The organism is Candidatus Saganbacteria bacterium (assembly GCA_026387835.1).
In the GTDB taxonomy this organism is placed as follows: Bacteria; Margulisbacteria; WOR-1; order JAKLHX01; family JAKLHX01; genus JAPLKZ01.
The window spans coordinates 1-10,787 of sequence record JAPLKZ010000009.1 but is presented as its reverse complement, the minus strand read 5'-3'; the positions used below and the strand labels follow the sequence as shown (position 1 = coordinate 10,787).

Here is a 10,787-nt window from a genome sequence, read left to right as displayed (position 1 = left end):
GGGTCTGCTGGACTATATCAAGGGGAACAATTTCGAGCCTGACAAGCCGCTTACACGCGCGCAGTTCTGCTATATGCTGGCCAGGGTCAGGGATGTCGCGGCAGAGATCGACGGCCTGCTCAGGCTTGATGCGTGGTGAGGATCAGATAAGTGACAGTATCTCTAAAGCCTGTTTCTTGGAAGAGATGTTTATCCTGATCACATCTTCAAATCTCCTGAACCAGGTCAGCTGTCTCCTGGCAAAGTTCCTTGTCCTCTGCTTGATCAGGGAGACCGTGTCCGCCAGATCTCTTTTTCCCTCGATATGGTCAGCCATCTCTTTGTAGCCCAAAGCCTGCATGGATACAAGGTCTTTTGAGTAGCCTTTTTTAAGCAGCCGATAGACCTCATCCTCAAGGCCTTTTTTTATCATATCGTCGACTCTGTTGCCTATCCTCATGTAAAGAACTTCCCTGTCCGCATCCAGGCAGAACAACTTAAGGTCTTTATCCCTGTCCTTTTTCTGAAGCTCCGATATAGGCCTGCCGGTCTGTTCATACACCTCAAGCGCTCTTATGATGCGTTTTTTATCGTTAGCATTTATCTTTTCCGCGGATCTGGGGTCTATGGTCTTTAGCCTTTCATATAATACCGCGGTATCACAGGATGAAAGTTTTTTTCTGATGCCGTCGTCCTTGGCGGCGATAGGGAAGGAGTAGCCGTTTATGAATGCGTTCAGATATAATCCGGTCCCCCCGACCATTACGGGCTGTTTCTTTCTTTTGACGATCTCCCCGATACTTTGTTTTGCCGAATCGATAAAGCTTGAAACGGTCCATTCTTCGTCAGGATCTACAATATCAATAAGATGATGCGGGATAAGGCCTCTCTGTTCTTTCGAAGCTTTTGCCGTGCCGATGTCCATGTAGCGGTAGACCTGCATTGAATCGGCGGAAATTATTTCACCGTCAAGATGCCTTGCGAGCTCGATAGAGAGGTCTGTTTTTCCCGATGCGGTAGGCCCGAATAAAATTAATGTCTTAGTCATCTCTCGAGCCGCGAAGAGCTATCAGCCGCAAAAGCTGCATCACCGCCATCGCGGTCGCGGCCACATATGTAAGGGCCGCGGCATCAAGCACCTTTTTTGCCATGCCGAGCTCTTGTTCGGATGCGTAACCGCTGGAAGAAAGCATCTGCATCGCTCTGCTGCTCGCGTTAAATTCTACCGGAAGAGTTACCAGAGTGAAAAATACGGCGAATGAGAAAAGAATTATTCCGGCATCCATAAGCGGCCCGTAGCTGAAAATAAGCCCCGCAAAAAAAAGCGGTATGGACAGCTGGGACCCGATGTTGGAAACAGGGACTATGCTCGATCTGAATTTAAGAGGGAAGTACGCCTTTATATCCTGGACCGCGTGCCCGGTCTCGTGAGCCACTATGCCGAACGCGGCTACAGAAGAGCTGTTGTACACTCCGCTTGAGAGCCTGAGCTTTTTATCCCTCGGGTCATAATTATCGGTGAGTTCGCCGGGTACCTGTTCGACGGCAATGTTGCCGAGCCCGTTCCTGTCCAGCAGGTTCCTCGCAAGCTGGGACCCGGGAATGCCTGCCGATGTCTTGACCTTCGAGAACTTTTCATATGTCGAGCTGACCTTGAACCGGGCATAAACGGCAAGTAGCATGGCCGGTATAAGAAGAATAAAAGTCCAGTCAAAAAACATGCGGCACCTCCGGAGATATTATATCAGTTTTCCTGACCGTCCTTGCGGATATATTTCTTTTCGATGTCCCTGAAAAGCTCGATCGCGACCAGCGAGATCAAAGTAGCAAAAATGGCACCCAAGTAAAAGCCGCATCCGACAGCAAGCCCGATCGCCGAAGCTACCCATATCGAAGCCGCGGTAGTAAGGCCCCTGATCAAGCCCTTGTCCTGCATTATTGTTCCGGCGCCGATGAAACCTATACCGGTAACCACCTGTGCGGCTATCCTTCCGGCATCGGATCCCGTGTATTTGAAAGCCATATAAACGGAAAGCTGCATTAAGAGGGTCGAGCCGACCGAGACAAGGATGTGAGTCCTTAAACCGGCCGCTTTTTTATCCCTTTCTCTTATTATCCCTATCGCTCCTCCGAGGACCATTGAAACAAGAAGCTGGATGCAGATAGTAAGTTCGTTCATAAGACCTCCTTATAATCCGAAACCGCCGTGTTTTTTAAAATGTCTGACAAGCCCTCCGTCAGCAAGCAAAGTCTGCATTGTTTTTGGAAAAGGTTTTATTTTAATATTTATTCCTTTTGTCAGGTCCTTTAACACGCCGTTATCCATGTCGATCTCGAGTTCGTCCTTTTCTGATATGCCTGATGTGTCGCATTCTATCAAAGGCAGGCCGAGATTGAAGCAGTTCCTGTAAAATATCCTGGCGAAAGATCTTGCGATGACAGCACTTATTCCCGCGTGCTTGATCGCCATCGGGGCCTGCTCGCGCGAAGAGCCGCATCCGAAATTCTTTCCGGCAACTATAAAATCCCCAGACTTGATCTTGCCGTAAAAATCGGGGTCGATGTCTTCCATGATATGTTTGGCAAGCTCGTCCGGGTCCTGTATCTTGAACTTGTAGCGGCCGGAGATTATGTAATCCGTGTTTATATCATCACTTATTTTTAAAGTGTGAGAAAAACCTTTTAATAGCATCTTTGTTCCTCCTCCTCATCCAAATATCCGTTCCCAACACCATTCCTATACCCGCAAAACCCACGATCGCGGGGATAAAAAGATCTACATCCAAAGATCCGGGGATGCCGTACTTTGACGTGATATTGTCCCACGAACCGGATATTTCTTTTGCATAAGTCTTGTATCCCGCTTGTTGATCAATCGCTTCATCAGGACCGGCAGGCGGCAGGACGAAAATAAATATCACGATACATGATAAAAAGATCGCCACGAGCGCCCAAAAAGTCCTGTTCAACAGCATCAAAGATATTTTCTCGGGTCGGTTATTTTTCCTTCCAGCGCCGAAGCGGCCACTGTCGCGGGAGAAGCGAGGAATATCTCGGCTTTTGTATTGCCCATCCTGCCTTTAAAATTCCTGTTGGCCGTCGAGATCACTTTTTCCCCGTCCGACGGCACGCCGTTGTGGGTGCCGACGCAAGGGCCGCATCCTGGCGTGACAAAAACGGCTCCGGCATCGATCAGGGCCTCAACGATCCCTTTCTTCATCGCTTCCAGAAATATCGACTTTGATGCGGGGGCGATTATCATCCTGCAGTCTTTATTGATCTTTTTTCCTTTCAGGATACTTGCGGCGATACTTAGGTCTTCAAGCCTTCCGTTAGTGCATGTTCCGATGACAGCCTGCTGCACGGGCGTGCCCTCAACATCCTCGACAGAGGAGTAATTATCGACAGTATGAGGCTTTGCTACCGACGGGACCAGTGATGACGCGTCGATCTCGATGATCTTTTTAAACACGGCATCTTTATCGGATTCCACAGGGAACGGTCTTTTCTTTGAATGTTTTTTGATCCATTCTAAGGTCTTACTGTCGGCATTCATAAGTCCGGCTTTGGCCCCCATCTCGATCGCCATATTCGAGATCGTGAAGCGCGCGTCGACGGAAAGGCGGCCTATCGCTTCTCCCGTGAATTCGGCCGAGTCATATGTCGCGCCGCCGGCGCCGGTGTCGCCGATCACCTTAAGGATAAGGTCTTTTGAATAGACGCCCTTCGGCATTTTTCCGTTCACGACAAACTTTATCGTTTCGGGGACCTTGAACCATAATTTTCCGGATATCATCCCCGCGGCAAGGTCCGTGGATCCTATGCCAGTCGAAAAAACGTTTATCGCGCCGTATGTGCAGGTGTGAGAATCCGCTCCTATCACAAGGTCACCCGGCACGACAAATCCCATTTCGGGAGTTATCTGGTGGCAGACACCGCAGCCGATATCATAAAGATGGATCCCCTGTTCCCCGGCGAACTCGCGGATCTTTTTGTGTATCGCAGATACTCCTTCGTTCGGGGAAGGGGAGCTGTGGTCTATGATTATCGCGATCTTTGCGGGATCAAAGACCTTCTTCGCTTCCATTTTCCTGAAGACGTCTATCGCGATGCCCGAAGTGCCGTCCTGGCCGATCATGAAATCTAGATCGGCGATTACTATGTCTCCGGCACGCGAATCGCTTTTGCTGTGAGAGGACAGTATCTTTTCCGCTATGGTCTTCCCCATTTTATTTTTTTGCCTTGACGGCCTTTCCTAGGGACTTCGCGCGGGATGAAAGGTACGGGTCGAGAGGTTTTACCGACAGGACCTCTTTGATTAGCTTGAGAGCCTTGGCCCTGTCGCTTATTTCTGCGAGATTGAGTTTTGCCCTGCATACAAGGTCGGCATCGGCGTTCTTGTTACCGATTATACCCATGAATATCCCGGTCGCGCGGGATTTATCATAATGCGCCATCCTCTGAGCTATGAATTCCCCCTGCAGCAATTTTGCCTTGATGGCAAAATAATCATCGGATTTTTCCTCGAGAAGGTCGATGGCATCATGGCAGAGCTGTATCTCCTTGTTGACATCTTTTTTCTTTTCATACAGCATGATCTCGGACCGCCCTACGATCGCCCTGCCCCTGAAATAATGGTCGGCCATGGAGTCATTGTAAGCTTTTTCGAAAAGTTTTTTCGCGTTTGTCTTGTCGCGTTCCGCCCCCCGTTTTATCAGGAGCTCCGCTTCCACCACGAGGCATTTTGTGCTGTAAAAATCGCTCGGCCCGACCAGAGAATTAAGATTTTTAAGCGATCTCTGTGCAAGCTCTATCGCGGAATCGAGTTCTTTATTTTGCGAAGCCCTTATGGCAAGTTCGGCCTTTCCTATCATCGCCGCGAACCTTAAGTATCCGTAAGGAGCGTGTTCAAGGACAAAATCATAATGGGTCTTTGCTTCCGACCAGTCGCTCTGATCGTCCCTTGTTATCAGGAGATCGGCAAGACCGAACCTTATCTCAGATATATTTATGCCGCCCTCCACATACCTCAGCATCTTGCGGTATTTGTTGATAAAACGGTTAAGCTTTTCCTTTTCTCCCACGGCTGAGATGGTCGTTTTTACGAGATGGCTGAGTATCGGGGAGAGAGTTCCTCTCATGAGGTTTTCCTTTCAGGTTTATTTGCCTTGATAATTTATTCTACATACTGTAAAATATATTGTCAAATGCTCACCCCAGAGAGAGACCAGAAGATCAGAGAGTTAAAAGACAAGCTCAGCATCCCCTTTACTTCCGAGGCATTGCTTAACCGGGCCCTTACGCACAGCAGCTATATCAACGAGAACAAAATGAGCGGGCTGTCCGACAACGAAAGGCTCGAGTTCCTGGGGGACGCGGTGCTGAAGCTGGTGGTCTCCGACTATATATTTAGTAGATATCCGGATTATTCCGAGGGGGACCTCACAAAAATGAGGGCGGCGGTCGTGTCCGACCTCTCGCTTTCGGAAATAGCAAAAGACCTGGACCTCGGGCATTACCTCCTGCTCGGAAAGAACGAAAGGTCTTCGGGAGGCGAGAAAAAAAAGTCGAACATCGCCAACGCGCTTGAGGCCATAATCGCCGCGATATTCCTTGACAACGGGATAGATAAGGCAAGGGATGCGGTCATACGTCTCCTGAAGGATTCCGTGGATAGAGCGAGCGCCGATGATTTTATGATCGATTATAAATCGGCCCTGCAGGAGTTCTGCCAGAAGAACAAATGGGGATTGCCTTTCTACGCCGTAAAAAAAGAGGCCGGACCCAAGCACAAAAAAGTCTTCTGGATCGAAGCTAAGGTGAAGGGGGTAAAGTTCGGGTCCGGCAAAGGTTTTTCAAAAAAGGAAGCGGAACAGAACGCAGCCAAAGAAGCCCTGTTAGAGCTGAAGGACAAGAAAATGATCAAAGCGGCCAGGTTAGGGGAGATAATATCAAAGATAATAGGAAGAAAGAAACAGTGACATGGCATTGCTGCTGATAAGGAACGGAAGGGTGATAAACCCGTCGAGCGGGCTTGACGATGAGCGTGATATTTTGGTCGAGAACGGGAAAATAAGGGAGATCACAAAGAACATCGCAAGCATCCCGTCGGCTGAAACGATAAACGCAAAAGGAAAGATAGTACTTCCCGGCCTTATCGACATGCACGTCCATTTGAGGGACCCGGGCAGGGAGGACGAAGAGACGATATTTACCGGGACGCGGGCGGCCGCGAAAGGCGGGTTCACATCGGTCGCCTGCATGGCCAACACCGATCCTGTTGCCGATAACAGCGCGGTCATAGAATACATGATCTCAAAGACCATGCAATCAGGCGCCGTAAATGTCTTCCCGGTGGGGGCGATAACAAAGGGATTAAAAGGCGAAGAGATCGCGGAGATGGGCCAGATGATCGAAGCCGGGGCGGTCGCGTTCTCGGATGACGGGAGATGCGTGACGGATTCAAATGTGATGAGGCACGCGCTCGAATACGCGAGGCAGTTCGGCAGGACGGTCATATCGCATTCGGAAGACCATCAGCTATCTGACGGCGGATACATGAACGAAAGCTATCTTTCCACTATCTGGGGCCTGAAGGGCATACCTCCTATCGCGGAAGAGATAATGGTCGAAAGGGATATCCTGCTGGCAAGCGAGTTCGGCCACGTGCATATAGCGCATGTCTCGACCGCGGGTTCCGTAGAGAAGATCAGGCGCGCGAAAGCAAAGGGGATAAATATAACCTGTGAAACAGCCCCGCATTACTTCACGCTGACCGAAGCAGCGGTCGAAGGATACAACACGAACGCAAAGATGAATCCTCCGCTGCGCAGCGAATCCGATGTCGCCGCTGTGATAGAGGGCCTGAAGGACGGGACCATCGATGCCATTGCCACCGACCATGCTCCCCACACAGTCGAAGAAAAGAACGTCGAGTTCGCATCCGCGGCGTTCGGCATCATCGGTCTCGAGACCGCGCTAGGGCTTGTCATGACCGAACTTGTTGAGACAAAGGTGCTTTCATTAATCGATGCTGTCACGAAAATGACCGTAAATCCCGCAAAGATACTTGGCATCGACAAAGGCTCCTTAAAGATCGGCGGGGATGCCGACCTGACCATAATTGATCTTGGCGAATGGACGGTCGATCCCGGCAAGTTCGCCTCAAAAAGCAGGAACACTCCCTTCGCAGGATGGAAGCTCAAGGGCCGGGCACTCTATACCATAGTCAGAGGAAAGATCGTAGTTAAGGACGGAGTATTGGTGAAGTAGAGAACCCAGCCCTCACCCTTCCTCCCGCCAGGGAGGCGGGACAAGCTTCTCCCAAAGGGAGAGGGTCAAAATAAAATTGTTAGTGAATTATTCAATCATCATAAAATTGCGCTCCCTCGCCCCGATCGGATCGGGGAGAGGGTTGGCCTGCCCGCCAACGCCTGAGCGTAGCGATGGCAGGCGGGGGTGAGGGCTTGGCATCCAAATTGCTCATACATATCCAAGGAGGATCTAATGTATGGGCAGAATCATATTTTTTCTTTTGATAGCGGTGTTTTTCCTATCGTCCTGCTCTGGCGGGCCTGATATTTCACCTTCTCAATCTTCAAGCGAAGACAGCCTGCAGCAAAGTGAACTGTCGAAAAATCCGACACCGGTCGTCCAGACCCGCGAAGGCGAAGCGGTCTTTATCCAGAAACAAAATGCCGTCGAGAACGGGGAAGAGATGATGCCGGTATGCGGGACTTTTGATCTGAAATACATAACGGCCAAAAAAGCTTCGGACATACTTTGCAGGCTGTTTCCGGACTGCGTATTCGTCGAAGGAGAAAGGTCCAGTATGCTTGTGACAAAGGCAAAGCCGAAAGATCTTTTTGAGATCAAAAACATCCTGAGATCGATAGACAGGTACTCTCCCCAGATAATGATAGAAAGCAGGATCGTGGAAATATCGGAAAGCGGGCTCAAGACGCTCGGGGTCTCCTGGGGGAGCCCCGCGGGCAGTTTTAATTTTGCCTATGATCCGGACAGCGGCAAATTCAACGCCGAAAAGATCTCTTCGGTCCTGAACGCCCTGGTTTCAAAAGGCCAGGCCAGGCTGATAGCGAACCCGAAGGTGTCGACCCTTGATAATACGGAAGCGAACGTAAATATCGGCAGCAAGATCCCTTACGCGGTGCCTGTCTCTTCCGCTTCTTCGGCGACGCAATGGACGGTCCAGTATATAGACGCGGGTGTCTCGCTTAAAATAACACCCAAACTCGGAAGTGACGGCCAGATCTCCGTACTGATCCATCCGGAGGTCAGCGCGATATCCGAGTGGCGGGCGACCGCGGCGGGGGAATTCCCCGTTATCGCGACAAGGAACGCGGATGCTTACGTGCGCGTGAAAGACGGAGAGACGATAGTCATCGGGGGCCTGATAGACGAACTTGACAGGGAGAACATAATGAAGATCCCTTTGGCCGGCGATGTGCCTTTACTGAAGGAGCTTTTTACAAAAAGGGTAATGGAAAAGACGAAAACAGAGGTCGTGTTCATGATAACTCCTCATGTCATGTGATAGTATGGTATAATTTTTTAAAATGAAATGCCCCAAGTGCAACAAGAGCATCCCCGAATGGAAAAAAGGCTGCGAGTGCGGGTATAAATTTGATTTCAGCAGGATCCCGGCGCCTCCCAAGCAGTCAGGGCTTGTGAACGATTATGAAGCGATACTCGGCGACCACATCGGGAAGCTTATACAGTTATGCGGAGATTTTGAAAAAAGGGCCGGCATAGAGATCGTCATCGCGGTTTTCGGCAACACAAAACCTCTTTCCCCGGAGAACTACGCGTTCTTCCTGTTCAATAAATGGAAGCTCGGTAAGAATAAGCACGAGGCGATACTTATACTGGTCGCGCTTTACGAGCGGCGCATCGAGACGGAAATAGGGTTCGGTCTCGAGCCTCTAATCAGTGAAGAATTTTCCGAAAAGCTTCTTGACGATATAGTAGTCCCGTATTTCAAAAAAAGCAAATACGGAGAAGGGCTTTACGAAGGTGTGAAAGCACTCATAAAAGAGATCGATTCAAGATCGCAGGGCGTTCAGCTTAAAAAATGATCACAGTCTTCCCTTTGTTGAAGGTACGCCCCTTTTTCTGGGATTTACTTTGCAGGCCATGCACATGGCAATACCAAGCGCTTTAAAGACAGCTTCTATCTTGTGATGAGAGTTTTTCCCTCTTATGATGTCAATATGTAAGGACATCCCGGCTTTATAGACGAACGATTCAAAAAATTCCCGCAGCATCTCCCTATCAAGGTAAAGTTTCACGTAGCTTTTTACTACCCTTGCGGTGATCAGCTCCTTTTCGAAATTCCCCTTGAACGTCAGATGCGGCCTTCCGGAAAGGTCTATCGCCGCTTTAACTTCTGCAAGGGATTCATCCATCGGGATTATCGCGTGGCCATAGCGCTCGATCTTAAGTTTCTTTCCCAGCGCCTTTGCGAAAGCTTCGCCGAGCGTAAGTCCAGTGTCCTCGATGAGGTGGTGCATGTCCACTTCCACATCGCCCTTTGCCTTCAGGTCAAGGTTAAAAAGCCCGTGTTTTGAAAAGAGCGTCAGCATATGGCCTATGAAGGGGATAGGGTAGAAGATATTGCTTTTGCCCGTGCCGTCGATGTTCAAATTGACGCTTATCGATGTCTCTTTTGTCTTTCTCAGCAGTTTTGCGACCCTTTTTTTTGCCATCAGATCAGTTCCTCTTTCCTGAATATCGGGTCAAAATCGTATTCCTGGAGAGCTTCGGCCCCGCCTTCCTGCCTGTCGACGAGACAGATTACCTTTACCACCTTGCACCCGATCTCTTCGACGGCCGCTATCGCACCGAGCGTCGCGGTCCCTTTTGTTATCACATCATCCACTATTATGACATTTGAACCGGGTTTAATAATACCCTCGATCTTTTTCTGTAGCCCGTGCTCTTTCTGCACTTTCCTGACGATAAAAGCTGGTATCGAGTCACCTGTCTTTGCGCTCAGTACAGCTACTGCGGCCGCGATAGGGTCAGCACCGATCGTCATCCCGCCGATACCTATTGCTTTGCAGTCCTTTATCTTGTCCAGGATGATCTCTGCAACAAGGGACAGGCCTTCGGGATGCAGCGTGATCTGCTTACCGTCGACATAGAAATTGCTTTTTCCGCCGGAAGAAAGGGTGAATTCACCGGTCTTCACGGCATTCTGCTTAAGGAGTTTCTTGAGGGCGGCTTTTTTATCCATTTTTACCATTTTAGCATATTTTTAATCGAGTGAAATTTACTGCAAATATGTCCGATAACTATATGAGACAAATTTTAGCAAATAAGGAGAAAAGGAATGGCAATAGGAACGGTAATTGGCGGAAGGAGAGTATCAAGTTTAGAAGCAAGAAAGATGATATTAACGCCGATAACAGGAGGGATACATATAAACCTTCCCAAAATGGTAAGGGTTGCCGGCGGGAAGTTCTCAATGGGCAGCACAAGGTTTAACGATGCCCAGCCTATAAGAAAGGTCACATTAAGAGATTTTGCCATAGGCAAATATCCTGTGACGAACGGTGAATACCTTGGTTTTCTTCAAGCAATGAATAGAGAGATACCTCAACTTGTGGCTAACACAGAATTGGCGCTGCATCCTGTAGTTAATGTTCCCTGGAACGATGCAACCGAATACTGCAAATTTCTAATGGAAACAACTGGCAGGAAGTTCGGTCTGCTTACAGAAGCACAATGGGAATTCGCGGCAAGAGGGACTGAAGGAAGAATATATCCGTGGGGAAATGAGTCGTATG

Annotated in this window: 14 protein-coding genes; 5 read left to right on the top strand and 9 right to left on the bottom strand. The window is 49.3% G+C overall.

Annotated elements, in window-relative coordinates; translation table 11 throughout:
• Positions 1-142: 142 nt before the first annotated feature.
• Genes miaA through NTZ10_03995 form a run of 7 tightly spaced genes read right to left on the bottom strand, consistent with a single transcriptional unit; the run spans position 143 to position 5,120 of the window.
• Positions 143-1,027 carry a tRNA (adenosine(37)-N6)-dimethylallyltransferase MiaA gene (gene miaA / locus NTZ10_04025; GenBank protein ID MCX5749391.1) on the bottom strand — a complete coding sequence of 295 codons (885 nt, stop codon included), beginning with the start codon at positions 1,025-1,027 and terminating at the stop codon, positions 143-145.
• Positions 1,020-1,700: a zinc metallopeptidase gene (locus NTZ10_04020; GenBank protein MCX5749390.1), complete on the bottom strand. Its 681-nt coding sequence runs from the start codon at positions 1,698-1,700 to the stop codon at positions 1,020-1,022. Before NTZ10_04020 ends, miaA begins: the two co-directional genes overlap by 8 nt.
• A gap of 23 nt (positions 1,701-1,723) precedes the next feature.
• Positions 1,724-2,158, bottom strand: a complete 435-nt coding sequence (locus tag NTZ10_04015; protein MCX5749389.1) for an MgtC/SapB family protein — start codon at positions 2,156-2,158, stop codon at positions 1,724-1,726.
• Between the two features lie 9 nt (positions 2,159-2,167).
• Positions 2,168-2,671, bottom strand: coding sequence for a 3-isopropylmalate dehydratase small subunit (locus NTZ10_04010; GenBank protein ID MCX5749388.1), 504 nt, complete (start codon positions 2,669-2,671; stop codon positions 2,168-2,170).
• A complete protein-coding gene (locus tag NTZ10_04005; GenBank protein MCX5749387.1) occupies positions 2,631-2,948 on the bottom strand; it encodes a hypothetical protein in 318 nt (105 codons plus the stop codon). The genes NTZ10_04010 and NTZ10_04005 overlap by 41 nt, the downstream gene beginning before the upstream one ends.
• 5 nt (positions 2,949-2,953) lie before the next feature.
• Positions 2,954-4,207 (bottom strand): 3-isopropylmalate dehydratase large subunit, encoded by a 1,254-nt coding sequence (locus tag NTZ10_04000; protein MCX5749386.1) that lies wholly within the window; start codon positions 4,205-4,207, stop codon positions 2,954-2,956.
• A 1-nt stretch (position 4,208) separates the two neighbouring features.
• Positions 4,209-5,120 (bottom strand): hypothetical protein, encoded by a 912-nt coding sequence (locus tag NTZ10_03995; GenBank protein ID MCX5749385.1) that lies wholly within the window; start codon positions 5,118-5,120, stop codon positions 4,209-4,211.
• Between the two features lie 66 nt (positions 5,121-5,186).
• On the opposite strand from NTZ10_03995, the gene rnc reads away from it, so the two are divergent.
• The 4 genes from rnc to NTZ10_03975 all read left to right on the top strand — a co-directional run bounded on the left by rnc (position 5,187) and on the right by NTZ10_03975 (position 9,074).
• Positions 5,187-5,960: a ribonuclease III gene (gene rnc / locus NTZ10_03990; protein ID MCX5749384.1), complete on the top strand. Its 774-nt coding sequence runs from the start codon at positions 5,187-5,189 to the stop codon at positions 5,958-5,960.
• A 1-nt stretch (position 5,961) separates the two neighbouring features.
• The gene (locus NTZ10_03985) at positions 5,962-7,251 is read left to right on the top strand and encodes a dihydroorotase (protein ID MCX5749383.1); all 1,290 of its coding nucleotides are present in this window, start codon (positions 5,962-5,964) and stop codon (positions 7,249-7,251) included.
• A gap of 238 nt (positions 7,252-7,489) precedes the next feature.
• Positions 7,490-8,533 (top strand): hypothetical protein, encoded by a 1,044-nt coding sequence (locus NTZ10_03980; protein MCX5749382.1) that lies wholly within the window; start codon positions 7,490-7,492, stop codon positions 8,531-8,533.
• A gap of 22 nt (positions 8,534-8,555) precedes the next feature.
• Positions 8,556-9,074 carry a TPM domain-containing protein gene (locus NTZ10_03975; GenBank protein ID MCX5749381.1) on the top strand — a complete coding sequence of 173 codons (519 nt, stop codon included), beginning with the start codon at positions 8,556-8,558 and terminating at the stop codon, positions 9,072-9,074.
• Here NTZ10_03975 and hisB read toward each other — a convergent pair whose 3' ends face one another.
• Together hisB and pyrE are read right to left on the bottom strand one after the other, a co-directional pair.
• Entirely contained in the window at positions 9,075-9,704 is a 630-nt protein-coding gene (gene hisB, locus NTZ10_03970) for an imidazoleglycerol-phosphate dehydratase HisB (protein ID MCX5749380.1), read from the bottom strand. It abuts the gene before it with no gap.
• Positions 9,704-10,234 (bottom strand): orotate phosphoribosyltransferase, encoded by a 531-nt coding sequence (gene pyrE / locus NTZ10_03965; GenBank protein ID MCX5749379.1) that lies wholly within the window; start codon positions 10,232-10,234, stop codon positions 9,704-9,706. Before pyrE ends, hisB begins: the two co-directional genes overlap by 1 nt.
• Positions 10,235-10,330: 96 nt before the next feature.
• On the opposite strand from pyrE, the gene NTZ10_03960 reads away from it, so the two are divergent.
• The coding region (locus tag NTZ10_03960) for an SUMF1/EgtB/PvdO family nonheme iron enzyme (protein ID MCX5749378.1) at positions 10,331-10,787 on the top strand (457 nt) is incomplete at its 3' end.